Source organism: Streptococcus sp. 3705, assembly GCF_013277145.1.
In the GTDB taxonomy this organism is placed as follows: domain Bacteria; phylum Bacillota; class Bacilli; order Lactobacillales; family Streptococcaceae; genus Streptococcus.
The window spans coordinates 47296-66213 of record NZ_VMMJ01000001.1; the positions used below are offsets into that span (position 1 = coordinate 47296).

Here is an 18918-nt window from a genome sequence, read left to right on the forward strand (position 1 = left end):
AAGATTACACTTCTTCGGATCCCTTCAAACTTTTGAACACATCATCAATAAATATATCTGCTAATCTCTTCTTGAAAGAATCATTATTTAATAGAGCACCAAATAAATCTTGACTCTGAGAGTATCCTTCTATAAGAGCATTGTCAATCTCTTCTTCAAAAGCAAAAACGAAATCTTCTCTAGAGTTGACACGAGCAGATTGCTTTAGTCTCGGATTCTTTTTCATCAATTCACGAATGGATACCGCTCCACTTAGACCGACTTGGTGATCAATACCCAAATCCAACTGTTCGTTAATTTCATCTAAGATTTCAGATAAACGCTTCTCCTGGTCAGTCGTAACACCTCCAGTACTTGGCTTGGTAAGTATTAACTCTGGATGATATTCCAATTCAGAAACTGACCTGAAAGAACCTGTTTGCTTATGTTTCATATAGTCCACTACGATCTTATCTGCGATTGTAAAATCATCTCCTCCAATGCGAACATCAATCATCTTGACAAGACTTTGCAGATAATTATAACGTTCGTGTAGAACTTCATTTTGATAAGCAGTTGCCTGAATCAAGAAAGTATACATTCTAAGAAAACCTCGAATAACCTTTCGAATAGAAAGTAGTTCTTTCTCATCAAACCGTCTAACTCTATCATAACCTTGATTTAACAGAGAAACCATCTTTTGCTTTTCTCTGCTGTTTCTCTTTTCTTGGTATAAGAATTGATTAAACTCATGAACAACATTACTGTCCAAGATACCATACTCATCAATTTTCCGATCCAAGGTCAAGACATCGCTAGGTGTGACTGTATCTGCTAAAATAGTCTCACGGTAGTAGGGAGAAAAAGCTGAGCGAATATCGTCATAAGTATTTTTAAAATCAAGGATAAAGGTCTTCTTGTTGTAGCCTCTATAGATACGATTCAAACGAGACAATGTTTGCACCGCAGCAACACTTCGCAACTTTTTATCCACATACATAGCAACCAGTTTTGGTTGGTCAAACCCTGTCTGATACTTATTTGCCACAATCAGGATTTGGTAGTCTTCCGTATCAAAATGATCTTTCAAATAATCTTCCTTGACCTGATTCATTTGCGACTCAGTATATTCACTACCTTGATAATCAACCTTGCCAGAAAAGGCAATCAGGGATCCAATACTAGTGATACTGTGGTCTTTGAAGTACTTTTGAAAGGCCAATTGATACTTAACTGCTGCCTCACGACCCGAAGTCACAATCATAGCCTTACCTTGACCACCCAATTCAGCCATAATATCATGACTGATAAAGTGATCCATGATAATTTCAACCTTTTGATTGATATTTTCATCAGATAATTCTACAAACTTTGCAATCTTACGCTTAGCAAGAGTCGTTTTTAGCTCAGGATCTTCTTCAACTGCTTTATTGAGCTTGTAATAGGTCTTATAAGTCGTATAGTTATCTAAAACATCTAGAATAAAACCTTCCTCAATAGCTTGCTTCATACTATAAACATCAAAAGGAGCTTTAGAACCATCTGCTTGTGTTGTCCCAAATAGCTGTAGAGTTGTCGCCTTGGGAGTTGCGGTGAAGGCAATGATTGAGACATTGTCCTGCTTACCTGTCCGAGCAATCTCCTGCTCGATAGCATCCGCAACACTTACTTCTTGAATCTCATCGATAGTTCCATCTTCTGTATCTGTTTCTGTCAAGACTTGACTAACCGAACTCATATAGGATCCTGTCGTTGAACTGTGGGCTTCATCAATCAGGATGGCAAATTTCTTTTTCGCAGTGTTCCCTACAGACATCCAGTTGGATTGGTTGATTTGGGCAAACTTATGAATCGTCGTAGCTATGATTTTTGTATTTCCTGCAATCGCATCTGCTAAGTCACTGGAGGTTTCTTTGTCGCCCATTACCTTGACCACTCCAGGCTTGTGGGAGATTTCCTTGACTGCTTCTTGCAATTGACGGTCAACTACGATACGGTCTGTTACGATTAATACAGTATCTACGATGTTTTGATTCTGATCATCATGAAGAGAAACTAAGCTGTGAGCCAACCATGCTATGGTATTGGTTTTACCAGAACCAGCCGAATGCTGAATCAGATAATTACTGTCAGTATGGTTGACTTTCATGTCCTCTAGGAGACGGCTAACTGCTCTTCGCTGATGGTATCTCGGGAAAATCAGGGTCTTCTTTTTATGCTTATCCATCTCAAAAAAGATAAAACTCTCTATTAACTGGAGAATACTATCCTTGGTCAAGACATCAAGCCACAAGTAGTCTGTATCGACACCATCAGGGTTGTGAGGGTTGCCACTTCCCATCTCAATACCTTCCCCTTTCCCCACATTAAAAGGTAGAAAATAGGTTTCTTGTCCTTTCAATTGCGTCGTCATATAGACTTCTAGGGTATCCACTGCAAAGGAAGCCAAGACTCCCTGTTCAAAACGGAAAAGACGATTCTTAGGATTGCGTCCCTTGAGCTGCCTGATAGCATCCTGTACAGACTGACCACTGGGATTAAACTTAAGTTCGATAGCAAATAGTGCTAATCCATTGATAAAGATAACAAGGTCAATGCGGTCGCTCTCCTCGTAAACCACTTCTTCCATAACAGATAGACAATTGGCTTGGTATTGTTGAACAGCCTTTTCATTAAAACTAGTCGCAGGTTTACGATAAAGAAGACGAAGTTGTTTATTTTCAATAAAGACACCCTCTTTTAAGGCGAATAAAAAGCCACCCTTGACGATTTCTTTATTAATCAGATTGACGATTGTCTCCTTGCTAAGCTTTTTAAGGAGATAGTCCATGGTCTCCTCTTGGGTCTCCATCAGAAAATTCCATAGGAGTTCCACATCCATGGCTAATCTAGGATCGTAGCAAGTAGCGTCCCGCTGAATATAGTCATTCTTATCTCTCAAATCTTTGATAATCCACTGTTGGAAATCATAGCGCTCCTTCAAGCCCAAATTTGCCATAGCTTCTCACTTTCTATCATTTATTAAACATGATTTTTTCTTCATCAAGACTTTTTATAATATACTCATCGATTAATTTATTATCTTCTTCATTTTTTGAAAAATTACTTTTAATATTATTTGGGGTTCTATACTCCAACAAACGATGAATAACATTCTCACTTCTATCCCTGTACCAAGTCCAATCTATTTCAGGATAAAGACCTCTAATATCTACTTTGATATCTTTTAAAATATCAAAATCAGAAAAATATCCTTCACTACTTAGAGTATATAAATCTTCCACTGATTTTTCTCTTGGATTTGGGAAACTCTTTACACCATCCTCCTGATTTTCATTAATTCTTTTAATCAAGTACTGGTATATTTGATTTTGTATCTTAGGAAAATCATACACTTCATAAAGCATCAGTTTGATTACTTTGTGGTAATTTATGTTTTCTGAATCCTCATAAGCGCTTAGAAGTTCGAGAATTTCATGTTTAATGTCCTCTTCAAGATTTTTAAATAAATGACACACCAAATCAGAATACTCCATAATATCTTTAACATCATTATTTTGATATTTAATTTTTAAAATATCTATATTTAGCTTTTCAAGCACTACTTTCGCAGTTTCTTCTTCAGTTGAACAGTATTCCAATAACCGAGAATATAATGGATACGCTGAATTATATGATGATAAATCATTCTCCAAAATGTCATTTAAATGTTTATTAACAATATTAACTATCCTAGATTGCAATAAAGTACTCTTAATATCGTCTTTATTATCAAGAACAATTTTAATAAGTCCTTCAATTTCTTGACTCCAACTATAATACAATGTTTGACTATCTAAAATATCCACTATTCTATGTGCTTCTATATCATCAATAAGAGGAAGAAAAGTTAGCATATTTCTAAGCTCTCTATGACTCTCAACCTCCATCGTCTCCGTCGTCTCAGCTCTTTTTTGCAGATGAATAATTCGTTCCAACAAGAAGTCTTTCGCTTTATCAGTAACTTTTATTTTGCTAAACGAATAGTTTCTAAAATATAAATTTACAACCTTAAAATCTATACTAGGAAGAATTAATTGAACATCATCCAAATCAAGATTTCTAATACACGAGGCCGTTCTATCAAAAATACTTTTTTCAGTATTTACATATGAATTATCATAACTGAGTAATAATATTTCTAAATATCTATTAATAATTGATTTGTAAATATGGTAATGTTCAAGACATAAACAATTTAATTTTAAAAAATTATAAAGATTTTTTATCGCAAATTCCGCATTAAAAAGATGATCATTAAAAGACCAACCTCCTCTCCTGTAACTTTCATGCTCTTCACGAATTTTATCAAATAGTTCATTAATCGTTTCTAATTTTCGATATAAAAAATTGAGATTGAGTATTGAATCTCTAAAAAATTCTATAATCCTTTTCTCATCCCCTGTAACCGAATTAATAATTTGTTCAGTTAATTCATTTAACTCTCCATCATATAGAGGGGCAGCATAGCTTAATTCTTTTGTTCCATCAAAAAAATGAGTAGGAATATGCTTGAAATTAAATTCACACACTAGAAAATTAAAATAGTCTTTCTGACGAAACGCTGTATTTGCTAACTCTCTGAATTTTGCTTTTGCTAAAGAATATTTTTTTTCTTCATACATTCTAAAAGCTTCACTTAAAAAGTTATTTACTTTTAAATCTCTAGATTCATTAATATCTATATTCAAAAAACGAGTTAAAAGAGATTTTTTACATACTATATTTCGTAATTCTTCATTATCCTGAATTTCAAATCTTACTCTATCATTTCCAAGCCAACGATATTCATCATTCCTTATTAAAGCCCTTCCTCTTAAATAGGAATATCTTGAAAAATCATTCGAATCAATAAAATTGAGTCTATCTAAGAAAGCAAGTTGATTCCATAAATCATTAGAATTATTTATTTCTCCATTTCTATTTTTAGATAGAGATTCTAAGAACTCCTTTGTCCTTAGGAATAAATTATTCCCTTCTTCCACCACTCCTTCAGCAAGAAGTTTTCCGTTAGAGACAATAATAATTCCTTGTTTTTTGTAATAATCTCGGATAATTGTTGGAGGTTCTTCAGGTGTGTAAAAATAAGCGTTTTTAGCATCCAATTTAAATGTATTTTGAATTAATCGAAATATAGAATTAAAAGTTGAATCACCTAGAGAATAACCTACAAACAATAAGGTATGGTTCATTATCAGCGACTGTATTAAGGTTGAAATCATCGGAAAATTCAAAGTGTAGTCTAAGTAATCATCTTCTTTTAAAACGATATTCTTCTTATTGAAGTCGCCATGCATTTTAATCAAATACCTTTCCGAGCTCGTATAAGGAATATCTTTATCCTCTGCGACTACATTATACTTTAACAAACCACTTTCAAACTGACTCTCCATAAGTGAATCATAGTTTGTCGTGATAATATGTTTTGGTGCTATTTTTTCTATTAATTTGTGTAACTCATTTGGTTTACTTGTACCCTTACTAAAGAAAACTTCCTCAATCTTTTTTGTGTACTGATTTTTTCCAAAAGTATCATAATAATATTGAGCAACTCTTAGGGGATCTTTTATTTTTTCTTCTGGTAAGTTCAACTCATTTTCTAATGATCGAATTAATTCTTTCCAAGTCGGCAAATTTGAATTAGCTGATATCCCTGCACCAACGAATAAGATTAAAGAATTTTCGTTAATAGATTTCTTTATTTTAGATACAGATAAACTATAATTTTCTTCCATATTGTAAGACCGTCCTATCATTCACTTGTGTCAACTAAATACAAGTCACACTTCTAAACCCTTTTCTTCCCTGTCACATAATCATAAATAAGAGTTTGTCGTTGTTTGTTGATATTTGCAATTTGTTGCTCTTTTGTTTTTATCATCTGATTAATTGTCAACATTTTTTTGTTTAAATACTGACTAATTTCATACTGATAGTCTAATCCTGGAGCAATTATTTTAAAATTTCCAATATTCTCAAAACTCAATCCTTCCCTATTTCCGCTAATTTGATGAGTTTTAATCATAAACTGTCCGAATTCAGACATAATAAAATACATTAAATAATCTGGTAATACATACCTATTACTTCTAATAATGCAAACATGTTGATTAACATTTGCCTCTATATCTAAATCATATTTTGCTACTCTTCCAATAGAAGCTCCTGTTATATTTAATAAAATATCATTTTTTTTAACGCAAGTTCCAATCATCTGTTGATGAATATTTCTATTAATATAAGTTGCTTTATCTTCTAAAAGTATTAATCCATTATAAATATTTTGACTTCGTATAAATAATATTCCCGTTTCTTCAAAAATTCCAGATCCTCCCAATGGAGTCTTACCACTTCCAATTTTATTTGCCAGGTACTTTAGTCGATTCACTCCCCACCCTTGAGGCACCTGTCCAACCCAGTCGATACCTGAATCTTTCATGGGGACTGTTTTATCCAATCCTTTTGTGACGGTTTCATAAATCAAGCTAGCTCGGTAGTCTTTGAGTTTTTGAATTTGCTTCTCTAGTAGTACTTTCACCTTATCCATCTGGGCAGTTTTCTTGTCTAGGAAATCAGCGATTTTTTGTTGTTCATTTTTTTGGGGAAAGGTAAAAGTAAATTCATCAAATACATTTTGATATAAATGTAAAATAGTGCTAGCTCCTGAATTTGTATAGTTAAACCACATCCAAAATTCATCTGACAGTAAAACATAGTATAAAAATCTTCTATCAATCTCATCAATTGTTTGGATTCTTAACACACCACTATTTAACGAAGCTTTATCATCAAGCCCTGAAATAATAGCTACTTTACCTACCGTACCATCTTTCGTAATTAGTAAGTCACCATTTTCAACTTGAATCTGTGAAGCTTCTGACCAACGTTTTTCATCAATATGTACAGCTGTTTCAAAATTAATTGTTCCATTGTGAAAGTCAGTTCCAGTAATTAAATATGGTCCTTCTTCTTTATATTCAGCTGATGTTAATCCTTGCCAACCAATTCTACCATTAAGCTGTGTTGTGAATTTTATTTTAGAAATCTCCCACTCTTCTGGTATCTGTCCGATCCAGTCAATGCCACTCTCTTTCATCCTAGTCATGTTTTAGTTCCTCCAAGAGAGTCTGTAGTTCTGCTTCCAAGTCATAGAACTCTGCCAATAACTTCTCAGCACTCTCTGGTGCTTGGTAGTGATAGAAATAGCGGGTAAAAGGAATCTCGGCTCCATAGCCCTTTTCCTCATCAAACCAGTAGTGGGCGTCAGGTACATGGGGATAGACCTCACGCGCAAAGTAGGTTTCCACATCCTCTGTCAGCTTAACGATTTCACTGTCCTTGGTGGTCTTATCATAGACAATCCCATCGGCAATCTCATTTGCCTTGTCTTTCCTCTTGGTTCGGATAACTTCTGCTGTTTTGTCCATTTCACTCATAGCTAAGGCTAGCGCATTGACATTGGCAGGCGTAAGCTTAAACTCTCCCAGCAAGTCCTTGATGACTTGGGCAAAGTTCTCAAAGTTAGGATAGGTCTTATCAGAGCTTCCCTTAGCAAGAGCTGTCAGGATAGCTTCTTGCTTGATCTTACCAGCTACAAGATCCTGTAATTTTTTCTCATCCTTGGCTGAACGTGGTTCCATCTCTAGCAATTCTTGGTACTTGTATTCATCAAATAGTTTAGCTAGGAAAGGAACGCTTTTCGCTTTCTCAATTGTTTCTTCGCTTATCTGGCCACGACGTTGCAGAGGTTGCATAACTGTAAACTCTCGATAGAGAAACTCTTGATTGTCAAAGATTTTTACATGGTCATTTTCTTGAAAATCATCGTACCAGCGAAGGATCTGACGGATATTATCTTGGGACAACTCACGGCGTTTTTGACCTAGAGATTTACGTAGAGGAATAAACTCCTCCGTCGCATCGATAAATTGAACCTTATTCTGGCGCTCAGGAGACTTGTTTTTATTATAAATCCAGATATAAATCCCAATCCCTGTGTTATAGAAAAATTGACCTGGAAGAGCGACTATAGCTTCTAGCAAATCATTCTCAAGGATATAACGGCGAATCTGACTTTCTCCCGATGATGTCCCACCTGAAAAGAGGGGAGACCCATTTGAAATGATGGCTGCACGACCATTTTCTTCTAATTTTGCAAGAGCATGAAGATGGAAGAGTAGTTGAGCATCTCCAGTTCCTGGAGTCGCGACAAAACGACCTTGACGACCTTCTGTTTTGTCAAAGAGTTGATGATCTTTCTTAACTGCATCCTCAACCCCATCATCCGCATCCTTACCACCCCAAGCTTGACCGAAGGGAGGGTTAGCGATGACAAAGCTCATTTTAGTATCTGGGAAAGGATCTGGATCTTTTAAGGTATCTACCTTCACGAAATAGTCAGAGTCTTCCTGACGAATTAGCATATCTGCACGACCAATCCCAAAGGTTTCAGGTAAAACTTCCTGACCAAAGAGTCGGACAGTGGCTCCTGTATTCAACTGACGGATATAGCTTTTAGCTGTAGCCAGCATTCCCCCAGTTCCAGCCGCCATGTCTAGTATTTTCAACTCTTTTTTATCAACAAAAAGTTCTTCGTCTGCCTCAATCAAGAGGAGGTTGACCATCAGAGCAATAACCTCACGAGGGGTATAGTGAGACCCCGCTTCCTCATTTTCAGAAAATCGGCGGATGATATCCTCGAACATGTATCCCATACGCATAGAGTCGACTGAACTTGGAGACAAATCAATTTGAGAGAACTTTTTAATAACCGTGAAAAGGCGACCACTCTGGGCCAGGGTACGGACTTGCTCTTTAAATTTTAGGTTTTCAATGATGTCCTTGACACGATAGGAATAGCCATCCAGATAGGCTAGAAAATTCTCCTCGATTGCATTTGGATCGTTTTGAAGATTTTCCAACGTAAAAGGACTAACATTGTAGTAACGATAGCCTGAAAGTTTCTCCAACACTTTCTCAGGTGTATTGGGATTTGCTTTGTATTGTGCTACCACCTGATCCTTGGTTGGCAGCAAGGCAGCTTCTAAACGAGTCAGGACAAACATTGGAATAATGACATCGCGATACTTATCTGCTCGATAAGCTCCTCTAAGAGTGTTAGCGATAGACCAAACCGTATTGACATCATTAGAAATTTGGATGTCATTTGCTTGGAATAGTGGTAATTTTTCTTTGAAACTAGACATTTACTTCCCCTGTTTTTATTATTAACAATTCTCTTCATTATACCACAAATTAAGAGTTATAAAGCGGATTCAAGGGTAAAGATCGAAGTTCATATACTAATTTTTTTACTGAGTTTTTGTCTTTTGTATTAAGGATTCTGGCATTTTCCAAAAAACTTTATCTTAAACTTACTAATAAAAATTTAAAAAATAAAAAGCCTACTTCGCAGTAGACTCTAGTAATGATCTTTAAAGGACAAGAAAGCCACGCTATCTCCATCCATCATATAAATCAAGCGATTTTCTGCGTCGATACGACGTGACCAGGCTCCTTGGTAGTCATACTTGAGTGGTTCTGGCTTACCTATTCCTGTAAAGGGATCACGTTGAATATCCTTGATTAGTTTATTGATTCTTTTTAACGTTTTCTTGTCCTGAGTTTGCCAGTAGCAATAATCTGCCCAGGCATCTTCTGTAAACTTGAGCAGCATTCATCACTCCTCAATCACATGTACCTGAGTGCTTCCAGCACGGACTTGAGCCATTCCTCGCAAAACCTTGTCTGATAACTCCTTATTTTGAACGATTCTCAGGGTTTCCTGAATACTGTCCCATTCGCTCTTTGAAAGAACTACAATGTCCTCATCTGGATTTTTATTAAGCACCGTTAAAGGCTCAAATTCATCATTGACCTTCTTCATGTAGTCTTTTAAATGATTTCGGAATGTTGAGTAAAGAACTGCTTCCATAACCATACCTCGTTTTACCTCTTTTCCACTATTATACACGAAAAGAAAGAAATTGTCAGAAACTTGTACAAGATTTTCTTTTTCTATCTATTTATTCGTAAAAAATCTCAAAAAGCCTACCTTTCAGTAGACTTAGTTTGTTTCTATTCTTATTGGCACTCTTCCAAAATTCTGGTCTGCTATACTTGGATTTCCTAGTTGGTAAATCTGGTCTGCTTTTTGGGTCATAGCATCCCAAGGTTCTCTGCCAATTCTGCTGACTAGATTGACCTGCCCTTTCAGAGACTTGAGATGTTGTCTGCCTTTTTCGGTAAAACCAAGGACATGAATGGCTTCTGGCAAGTCATTTTCTCTAGCCTGCACCAAAATATAAGTCAAAAGACGTCTGACACGCGCCTTGGTGTAACGCTTGGTCGCAACCACCTCAACCAAGTCTCCCACAGACTGGGCTGTCTTGATGGCTTCCTTAATGCGTACTACCATTTCTTGATTAACCTGATAGACGGTGGTTAGGTCGGGATTTGACAAAATTTGATATCGGAGAAAGGGAAAATAGTCTTCCCAGCTCACCTTACTGGCCTGCTCAAATAGGGCAATAGAAGGCATAAAGCGTTCTAAGAAATCTTGATCCTTCTGGTGCTGACGAAGAGCTGTCGCTGAAGCAAAGTCCACATCTTTATCCACAGAATGGTAACCAGCCCCCTGACGCTGAATCGGATGCAGCCTGATATTTCGTCCTGCAACCGCCTTGGCATAAGCAAGAGCAAGGACATGATTGGGCGTATTGCCTGAAAAATCAAGACCTGCAAATTCCTTCCACATGGCTTGGGTTTTCTGGGGATAAGAGAGGGAATCAGGCAGATTTTCCACAAATTTCTCCATCTCAGCCCCCTGCTCTGTGTATAAGTCAGCGATTTTCTGGTAATCCAGAATTTCCTCCGTCCCAAATGCTAAAGTATCAATGCCCAACCGAGCCAAGATAGCCACAGCTCCTTGGCCGAAGAAATCCGCCGCCTGAACACTGACTAAAAAGGGCAATTCCACTACCAAGTCTGCGCCATTTTCCAGCGCCATCTGGGCTCGTGTCCACTTGTCAACGATAGCAGGCTCTCCTCGCTGCATAAAATTACCAGACATGGCAACGATTTTCAGTCCCTCAGCCTGATCCAGCAGGTATTTATGCCCATTATGAAAAGGATTAAACTCCGCGATAATACCTGTGATGGTCATAGTGATCTCCTACTTCTGCGCGACAAAAAACCAACGGGTGCTAGTTTCTGTTGGCTCCTTGTCCTCAAAGTCCGCATAGAGTTTGAAAGACTTAAATCCAGCCTGCTCCAGCAAAATATCATAGGTCAGAACCTCATAAGTCCTCTCCTCATGCACTTCATCGTGGCGACTAAAGGAACCGTCTGCCTCCTTGATAAAGAAAGTCAGCTCATGCACGATGGAGTGAGGAGCTTCGTCCTCGTAGGTATCCCAGAGCATGGCGAAATCTTCCGCATTTTCATGATAGGAATAGCCTGGAAAAACTTCATCTGTCTGGTAGGTCGAATGTACATCAAATATGAAAATTCCGTCTTCGTTTAGGGCATTATAAACTTCTTTAAAAACATCCCCGACTTCTACTTCATCCTGCATGTAGCAGATTGAGTCCGAATAACAAGTGACAAAATCATATTGACCTGCCTTGGACAAATCCAGCATATTGCCTTCAATAAAGTCAATCTTTTGTTTAGCTGAAGAAGCTCTCTTCTCAGCAATCTTCAACATATCCCCACTCAAGTCAAGTCCAGTCACATCAAAACCAGCCTGAGAAAAGCGCACAGACTGTATACCTGTCCCACAAGCCAATTCCAAAAGTTTCTTTCTCTCCTTGGTCTTAGGCAAGTGACGCAGAGAAAAATCCGTCCATTTGTCGTATAAACTATCGTCCATGACTGCATCATAGACCGCCGCAAAGGTTTCATAAGTTGCCATAATCATGATACCAAGAGCCTCCATGGCAAACACCACTCGCCCTTTACCTTTCTATCCAATTTTCTAAAATAAGCAAAGAAACCCAGTTGACTACAACTGAGTTCAATTGTACACTATAGTCTTTTCGTTTGCTTTTAGTACTAGGCAACGAGTTGCAGGCATAACTGGAGTTAGGCAAAACGAGTTAACGCCGTAATAAAAGATAAAGGAAAAGACTATAAAGTTTCAGATAAATCTACAGAATGCGCCTCATGCCATAGTTTTTCTAGGTTATAGTGGGCACGCATTTCTTCTGAGAAGATATGCACAACGACAGCACCGAGGTCCAGCAAGACCCATCCTCCAGCTGCATCGCCTTCGATATGGCTGCCTTTAAATCCTGCTTCCGCTACTTTTTCACGGATATTATCAGCGATAGCATCCAACTGGCGGCTATTCATTGAACTAGTGATAACAAAATAGTCCGTCACGCTGGTCAATTCTTGTACGTCAAGTGCGAGGATATCCTCCGCACGTTTCTCATCAGCCGCTTTCACGACTAGTTCTAGTAATTCTTTTTCGTTCATTTAGTCCTCTTTCAAATAGTGCACAAAGGCGTTATAGGTTTCAAGGGTTTGGGGATAAATGGGAAATCCCTGATGAGCTAGATGCTCCACGGTATGAGCTGTTTCGTAGGCCACCGCCTTATTGAGCGATAGCTCAGCAATTTCACGCGCCACATCCACACCTGGAAAGGCCCGATTGTGTTCGATATAGTCTGCGACGTAGATAACCTTATCTAGGTCTGTCATCTGACCAGCCCCAACTGTATGGATTTCAATAGCTCTCAGGATTTCCGAATCATGCAAATTCAAATCTTCCTGAATCTTGTAGATGCCAACCATACCATGCCAGACATTATTGCCCCAGTTTTTGAGATCAGGATCCAGCTGATAACGGTCAATCAAGTCTAGAAATTCCTGATCTGACAGCTTTTTAGCGTAGTCATGAAGAAGGCCTGCTAGTCCTGCTTTCTCGACATCTACTCCAAATCGTTGGGCTAGTTCTATGGCTGCACGCTCCACACCCAAGCAATGGGTTAAGCGCTTTTCAGGCAGAAGCTCTGCCATTTTTTCCAACAAAACATCGCGAGAGCAGTTGATATAGTCTTGATAGGCCATCAGTAGAGTCCCTCTTTCTCGATGTAGCCTAGCACCGGCTGTGGTAGGAGAAAGTTGGGTTTCCGACCTTGAGCAATGAAGTCCCGCACCATGCTGGATGAGATATCCATGAGAGGCACATCCACCCAGATAACTGGATAGGAAGTTCCAGCCTTGTAGCGCGGGCGCTGAACCCCCACAAACTGAACCATATCAACCAGTTCATCAATTCGGTACCACTTAGGCAGATAGTCCACCATGTCGGCACCGATAATAAAGTAATAATCCGTATCTGGATTCTTCTCAGTTAGAAGCTTCATGGTGTCGTAGGTGTAAGAAATACCCTTGCGCTCTAGCTCGATTGTTTCAATGGCTAGCCCTTCAATCCCCTTAATCGCCAATTCAAGCATCTTGAGACGATGGTGTTCAGGGATGGTTTCTTTTTTATCTACGTGAGGAGGTTGGTATTCAGGCATGAGCAGAACCTGGTCCAGCCCCAACTGTTGCCGTACTTGGTCCGCAACGATCAGATGGGCATTGTGAACAGGGTTAAAATTCCCCCCTAAAACCCCGACTTGTTTGCGTTTTTTCTCCTTGATTTCTGGCTCCAACTCTACCTTGGTAAAGGGAGTCAATAATTCGATTGCCATAGGCTAGTCTCCTTTATTTCTCTGTAAAAACAGTTATTGGGAGTAGGTTTTTAGATTTCTTTGACTTTTTTAGAAATCTTGCGATTCTCTTTCTTGCTAGACTGTTTAAACAAAATCAAGATTCGTCCGATTTTTTGGACTGTATCCACACCGATTTCTTCTTCTAAGATTTCAGCTACTTCGTGGATGTTTTCATCAGTATTTTGTAAGAGCGTTACTTTAATCAATTCACGGGCGTCAAGTGCCTGACGGACGCTGGTTTTGATTTGGTCATTCAGTCCATTTTTTCCGATTTGGATGATCGGTTTGAGGGTGTGTGCCTGGCTATTGAGGAAGGCACGTTGTTTTGATGTTAATGACATAATTTCTTTAAAAGAGTTTCTTTTTATACTTTTCTGAAGTGGTGACGGACGTCAGCAAAGTCCTTCGGACTTTCATGACTAAAATTTGAGCCTAAGGTCTCAAATTTTCCGCAGTTGGTACAATCACTTGTACCAACTGACACCACGGCGAAAAGTATTCTCTATAGGCTCGCCCTGCTCGCCCGAATTCAGATAACCCTTTCCTTTCTGTGTTTAAATAATTGCTTTTCGTATGACGACGGCGACGCCTTCTGGTGCCCAGACGGCGACTTTTGCGGTTCCTGTTACGCGGATCCAGCCGAGTCCAGAGATGACTAGGTCTGTCTTTTCCTTGATATTAAAGACATGTTGGACCAACTTTGGAAAATCTTCTTTTTCCTTGCTATTTGGTGGAGTTAGAAGAGTTCCGAGATGCTTGTCGTAGAAAGCACTAGCGCCTTCTAACTTGGTACGATGCAATTTGAGTTCGTTGTCAAAGAAAGCTGTGAATCCTTGCTTCTCACCTGCAATGAAGTCAAAGCGTCCTAGACCGCCTAGAAACAGGGTTTGTTCAGGATTAAGCTGATAGGTTTTAGGCTTGATTTCCTTTTTGGGGCTGACATACTTGAGGTTTTTGGCCGTCAAGTAGTGGGCCATCTGGTGGCGGTGGATAATCCCCGGCGTATCGTAGATATAAGATCCGTCGTCAAGCGGGATCTCGATTTTATCCAATGTTGTCCCTGGGAAGCGCGAAGTCGTAATGACATTCTGATCACCCGTGATTTCTTGGATAATGGCATTGATTAGAGTTGATTTTCCAACGTTGGTTACACCAACGACATATACATCGCGGCCCTTACGGTAATGCTCGATTTTGTCAATGACTTCCTTAATGGCATGTTTGTTTTGAGCTGAAGTTAGGACGACATCAACAGGACGAAGCCCTTCTTCATGGGCACGTTCCATGAGCCACTGGCTAATCTTGCCTGGTTTAACAGACTTGGGCAGAATATCTTTTTTATTTCCTACCAAGAGGACATCATTGCCCGATACAAAGCGTGACAAACCTGGAATGACAGAGCCATTAAAATCAAAGATATCAATGACATTTACCACCAAGGCATCACTGTCTCCCACCTCGTGCAAGAGCTTGAGGAAATCATCGTCCGTCAACTGAACATCCGTGATTTCATTGTAGTGGCGGAGACGGAAACAGCGTTGGCAATAGACTTCGCCAGTATCCAAACCTTTTTCAAGTGCCGACTGGGGAGTAAATCCAAGACCAGCCTTGTCTGTCGTCTGAATGGTTGCTCCACAACCAATACAGAGAATTTCTTCCATAGTTAAATTCCTTTTTTATATGTAATCGGTCCGTACTTTTCCGTTATTTGCTTCATAACACGGCGCTCACGAGCTCGGTTAATCTGCGTTTTGATTGAGTCATGTTGGACCAAGGGTTTGACTAAAATCGAGCGAATACCAGCACGGTGGGCTGCTCGAATATCGGTCATAAGCTGGTCGCCGACCATGACCACTTCACTTTTCTCATAGTGGAATTCCTTCATAGCACGATCAATCCCAAATGTGAAGGGCTTCAAGGCCCAATAAATGTAATCAATTTCAAACTTCTCAACTGCTCTTTGGACGCGTTTCTTAGTGTTATTTGAGACTACGATAATGCGAATGCCCGCGTCCCGAAGATCATGTAGCCATTGTTTCATCTCTGGCGTCCCATCAGGGTTGTTCCAAGCAATGAGGGTATTGTCCAAATCGACCAAAACAGCCTTGATTCCCTGCGCCTGCAGGCTTGGAACTGTCAGATCATAAACTGCTTCCACAGCAAAATCTGGCATGTAGTTTTCAATCGCCATTCTGGCTCCTTTTCTTTTTAATTTCTAGTAATTTTCTTCATCCATTGAGATAAGGCTGCCCATAAAATCAAGCTAGCCATTAAGATATAAATCCAAGCATTTGGCTCTTCTGTAAATGGTAGAGGAACATTCATTCCGAAGAAACCTGTAATAACCGCAAGTACTGCTAGTAAGACGGAGATAATAGTCAAAATTGACAAACTATCATTCAAGTTATTGTTTAGGATGTTGTTGTAAGAAGCTGAGAGTTGTTGCAAGACTTGAGAAATCAAGTCTGTCATAGACACCAACTGATGGGCTTCAATCATGGCATCATCAAACTGCTCTCGTTCGACATCATTAAATCTCCGATAAAGAGCATGGCCCTGGATATGTTCCAAGAGGAGTCGATTTTGTTTTGCTGCTGCTGTCAAGTAAACCATACCAGTCTCCAAGTCAGAGAGAGCGAAGAGATTTTTCTTTGTTGTAGTTTGACGTAGCAAGGCACTAATTTCGTCCTTACTTTTATCCATCTCTTCAATGACAGGATAATAAGCGTTACTGATAATCTCTAAACCAGCAAAGAGAAACTTGTAAATAGAAAGCGACTCATGGCTATCCAGATAAGCTGACATCTGATCAATGACATAAGCATTCTTATGGTTGCTGATGGTAATCATTCGTTGTCTTTCGACGATAAAGGTCATGGGAATCGCTTCATAATATTCTTTGTCTTTTTCTAAATCAAGAACATTATAAATAAAGGTTACCGTCTCCGTTTCACGGTTATAATCCATATGAGCTCGTTCATTTCTATCCAGAGCATACTCAATGGTTTCCTTGTCCAATCCATAGATGTCAGAAAGATCTTCCATATTTTTAATCTTATCCACATCAAGGTCTATCCAAATACAACCATTGCCCAACTGCTTTTCTAAAACCATCTTTTTTTCTCCTTTATTAAACTCTTTCTATTGTACCACAAATTACTTAAAATAACAGGTCTAGTCTGTGCGTGAGAAATTGCTAACAACCGTGATATTTCGGTTAGGGACAAAGTGAAGGGCTTGCTCCTCACTACGAAGCTGGGTCGTACGAATTCCCACGCTGACGACCTTGCCCGATACAGTAATGGGGCCATTTGTCAGAACGACCTCATCTCCCACATCCAGTTGACGTTCAAAGAGGATGAAAAAGCCATTGATGACATCAGATAGAAAGCCTTGGGCTCCCATCCCAATCGCCACCCCAGCGATTCCAGCCCCAGCCAACAAACTAGATACAGGTAAGCCTAAAATCGATAAAATACAGTAGAGTAAAAAGAAATATAGCGTATAATTAAACACATTTTCTAGTAAACGCGCAATAGTCTTTTGGCGTCCGACATCATGATGAGACATTTTTAGAGAAGGTTTGACAATTCTCTGCACCATAGTATGAAGCATTTTTTTAGCAATATAAAATACAATCAAAAGCAGTAAAAGAGAAATGACCTTGGTTAGAATATTCTCGATAATGGTTGTCACATCTAGCTTTTCAATATAAGCTTGAATAAATTTTTGCATATAAAACTCCTTTATTTCATTATACCATATTTTCATCAGTCTCATTCTCCATAAATATTCAAAAAATAGACAGAAAATTCTTGATTTTGTCTATTATTTATACTATAATCATAATCACTACACAAAAAGGAGATTATTATGAAAAGAATCATTCATGCTTGGAACAAGGCAAGCCTTGTCAAGCGTATCTTGATTGGTATGCTTTGTGGGGGAATCCTAGGACTGACCCTTCCTAATCTCTCAGGAATTGGTCTACTCGGGGATTTATTCGTCGGAGGTCTAAAAGCTGTTGCTCCTATCCTAGTCTTTGCCCTCGTTGCCAATGCCCTTTCCCAACATCAAAAGGGGCAAGATAGCAATATGAAAACTGTTGTTTTCTTGTATATCCTAGGAACTTTTGCTGCTGCTCTTGTAGCTGTTGTAGCTAGTTTCATCGTCCCTATTGAAATTACCCTAAATAGTGCCAATACTGAAATTGCACCACCAGATGGGATTGGGCAGGTCCTCAGCAACCTCTTGCTCAAACTGGTTGACAACCCAGTCAACGCCCTGCTTACTGCCAACTACATCGGTATACTATCTTGGGCAGTCATTTTTGGAATTGCTATGAGAGAGGCCAGCAAAAATAGTAAAGAATTACTAAAAACTATCGCTGACGTGACTTCTAAAATTGTCGAATGGATCATCAATCTGGCTCCATTTGGAATCCTTGGTCTTGTTTTTAAAACCATTTCTGACAAGGGAATCGGAAGCCTTGCCAACTACGGTATTTTATTGGTTCTATTAGTAACGACTATGCTTTTTGTTGCCCTTGTGGTCAACCCCTTGATTGCCTTCTTCTTTATAAGACGCAATCCTTACCCTCTAGTTTGGAACTGCCTTCGTGTCAGCGGTGTGACAGCCTTTTTCACTCGTAGTTCTGCGGCTAACATTCCTGTCAACATGAAACTCTGCCATGACCTTGGGCTAAACCCAGATACCTATTCTGTTTCTATCCCACTTGGTTCTACTATCAATATGGCTGGAGCAGCGATTACCATTAACGTTTTGACCCTTGCTGCAGTTAACACTCTTGGAATCCCTGTTGACTTTGCGACAGCCTTTGTTCTCAGTGTAGTAGCAGCTATCTCAGCCTGCGGTGCTTCTGGTATTGCCGGAGGTTCCCTCCTTCTTATCCCAGTTGCTTGTAGCCTTTTCGGTATTTCTAACGATATTGCCATGCAAGTTGTTGGGGTTGGATTTGTGATTGGTGTCATCCAAGACTCATGTGAAACAGCCCTTAACTCTTCTACAGATGTCCTCTTTACCGCCGTTGCCGAATACGCAGCAGCCCGTAAAAAATAACTCATAAAGGCAAGCCTGCTCAGGTTTTGTCTTTTGCTCTTTTATTCTAACTTATACTCTTCGAAAATCAAATTCAAACCACGTCAGCTTCGCCTTG

Annotated in this window: 17 protein-coding genes; 1 reads left to right on the forward strand and 16 read right to left on the reverse strand. The window is 39.1% G+C overall.

Going from position 1 to position 18918, the window contains the following annotated elements:
• Window positions 1–4: 4 nt before the first annotated feature.
• From HT714_RS00195 to HT714_RS00270, 16 genes are all read right to left on the reverse strand, one after another.
• The gene (locus HT714_RS00195; protein WP_173226853.1) at window positions 5–2977 is read right to left on the reverse strand and encodes a DEAD/DEAH box helicase family protein; all 2973 of its coding nucleotides are present in this window, start codon (window positions 2975–2977) and stop codon (window positions 5–7) included.
• Window positions 2978–2993: 16 nt separating this feature from the next.
• Window positions 2994–5753: an SIR2 family protein gene (locus tag HT714_RS00200; protein WP_173226854.1), complete on the reverse strand. Its 2760-nt coding sequence runs from the start codon at window positions 5751–5753 to the stop codon at window positions 2994–2996.
• A gap of 53 nt (window positions 5754–5806) precedes the next feature.
• A complete protein-coding gene (locus tag HT714_RS00205; protein WP_173226855.1) occupies window positions 5807–7123 on the reverse strand; it encodes a restriction endonuclease subunit S in 1317 nt (438 codons plus the stop codon).
• A complete protein-coding gene (locus tag HT714_RS00210; protein WP_173226856.1) occupies window positions 7116–9224 on the reverse strand; it encodes a class I SAM-dependent DNA methyltransferase in 2109 nt (702 codons plus the stop codon). The genes HT714_RS00205 and HT714_RS00210 overlap by 8 nt, the downstream gene beginning before the upstream one ends.
• Before the next feature lie 215 nt (window positions 9225–9439).
• On the reverse strand, window positions 9440–9694 hold the full coding sequence (locus HT714_RS00215) for a Txe/YoeB family addiction module toxin (protein WP_000924730.1): 255 nt from the start codon (window positions 9692–9694) through the stop codon (window positions 9440–9442).
• A gap of 3 nt (window positions 9695–9697) precedes the next feature.
• The gene (locus tag HT714_RS00220) at window positions 9698–9952 is read right to left on the reverse strand and encodes a type II toxin-antitoxin system Phd/YefM family antitoxin (RefSeq protein WP_173226857.1); all 255 of its coding nucleotides are present in this window, start codon (window positions 9950–9952) and stop codon (window positions 9698–9700) included.
• Between the two features lie 132 nt (window positions 9953–10084).
• Window positions 10085–11182 carry a nucleotidyltransferase gene (locus HT714_RS00225; protein ID WP_173226858.1) on the reverse strand — a complete coding sequence of 366 codons (1098 nt, stop codon included), beginning with the start codon at window positions 11180–11182 and terminating at the stop codon, window positions 10085–10087.
• 9 nt (window positions 11183–11191) lie between these two features.
• Window positions 11192–11932, reverse strand: coding sequence for a class I SAM-dependent methyltransferase (locus HT714_RS00230; RefSeq protein ID WP_173226878.1), 741 nt, complete (start codon window positions 11930–11932; stop codon window positions 11192–11194).
• A gap of 215 nt (window positions 11933–12147) precedes the next feature.
• Window positions 12148–12498, reverse strand: coding sequence for a ribosome silencing factor (rsfS, locus tag HT714_RS00235; RefSeq protein WP_173226859.1), 351 nt, complete (start codon window positions 12496–12498; stop codon window positions 12148–12150).
• A complete protein-coding gene (yqeK, locus tag HT714_RS00240) occupies window positions 12499–13092 on the reverse strand; it encodes a bis(5'-nucleosyl)-tetraphosphatase (symmetrical) YqeK (RefSeq protein WP_173226860.1) in 594 nt (197 codons plus the stop codon). It abuts the gene before it with no gap.
• Complete coding sequence (locus HT714_RS00245; RefSeq protein ID WP_173226862.1) at window positions 13092–13721, reverse strand: nicotinate-nucleotide adenylyltransferase; 630 nt, start codon at window positions 13719–13721, stop codon at window positions 13092–13094. The genes yqeK and HT714_RS00245 overlap by 1 nt, the downstream gene beginning before the upstream one ends.
• Before the next feature lie 50 nt (window positions 13722–13771).
• Entirely contained in the window at window positions 13772–14083 is a 312-nt protein-coding gene (gene yhbY / locus HT714_RS00250; RefSeq protein WP_000060169.1) for a ribosome assembly RNA-binding protein YhbY, read from the reverse strand.
• 213 nt (window positions 14084–14296) lie between these two features.
• A complete protein-coding gene (yqeH, locus tag HT714_RS00255) occupies window positions 14297–15403 on the reverse strand; it encodes a ribosome biogenesis GTPase YqeH (protein WP_173226863.1) in 1107 nt (368 codons plus the stop codon).
• 2 nt (window positions 15404–15405) lie between these two features.
• Window positions 15406–15933, reverse strand: a complete 528-nt coding sequence (locus HT714_RS00260) for a YqeG family HAD IIIA-type phosphatase (RefSeq protein WP_173226865.1) — start codon at window positions 15931–15933, stop codon at window positions 15406–15408.
• A 17-nt stretch (window positions 15934–15950) separates the two neighbouring features.
• On the reverse strand, window positions 15951–16856 hold the full coding sequence (locus HT714_RS00265; RefSeq protein WP_173226867.1) for a magnesium transporter CorA family protein: 906 nt from the start codon (window positions 16854–16856) through the stop codon (window positions 15951–15953).
• Window positions 16857–16916: 60 nt separating this feature from the next.
• Window positions 16917–17477, reverse strand: a complete 561-nt coding sequence (locus HT714_RS00270) for a mechanosensitive ion channel domain-containing protein (protein ID WP_172922536.1) — start codon at window positions 17475–17477, stop codon at window positions 16917–16919.
• 138 nt (window positions 17478–17615) lie between these two features.
• Here HT714_RS00270 and sstT point away from each other — a divergent pair, with 138 nt between their 5' ends.
• Window positions 17616–18821: a serine/threonine transporter SstT gene (sstT, locus tag HT714_RS00275; RefSeq protein ID WP_173226870.1), complete on the forward strand. Its 1206-nt coding sequence runs from the start codon at window positions 17616–17618 to the stop codon at window positions 18819–18821.
• Window positions 18822–18918: the final 97 nt, after the last annotated feature.